The sequence below is a fragment of the Buchnera aphidicola (Pemphigus obesinymphae) genome (assembly GCF_026122815.1).
GTDB lineage: Bacteria > Pseudomonadota > Gammaproteobacteria > Enterobacterales > Enterobacteriaceae > Buchnera_C > Buchnera_C aphidicola_BJ.
Window position 1 is genome coordinate 1 of the sequence record NZ_JAIWQW010000073.1, and the last position, 546, is coordinate 546.

Sequence of the window (546 nt, forward strand, 5' to 3'; positions counted from 1 at the left end):
TTTGTTAAATAAAACGTTATTTATTTTTTCTCGTCCTGGAGTTTTTAAATTTAATTTTTTTATTAAAAAATAAAAAGTGCAATAATACACACTACCATATATTAAACCTATTATTGGGAAAAGCCATATTCTATTACTATTCCCACTAAGAATGATGAAATCTATAATTCCATGAGAAAAACTTGTTCCTGCTCGCATGTCTAGTAAAATACATACTGGAAAAGCTAAACCTGCTAATATAGAATGTATAATATATAACATTGGAGATGCTAAGATAAAAGAAAATTCTATAGGTTCTGTTATTCCGGTTAAAAAAGCTGTTAATGCTGCAGATAACATAATTCCTCCAACTTTAGCTCTATTTTTTAAATTAGCAGTGTGCCATATAGCAATAGCTGCAGCAGGAAGACCATACATTTTAAAAATAAAACCACCTGATAATTTACCTGCAGTATTATCTCCTGCCATATATCTAGCAATATCACCGTGGAATATTTGTCCCATGTTATTGGTATATTCTCCTATTTGCATTTGAAATGGCACGTT

General features: G+C 29.9%; 1 protein-coding gene. It reads right to left on the minus strand.

The features are described 5' to 3' along the window. The coding region (locus LDP10_RS03150; RefSeq protein ID WP_265197277.1) for a PTS transporter subunit EIIC at window positions 1-546 on the minus strand (546 nt) is incomplete at both ends.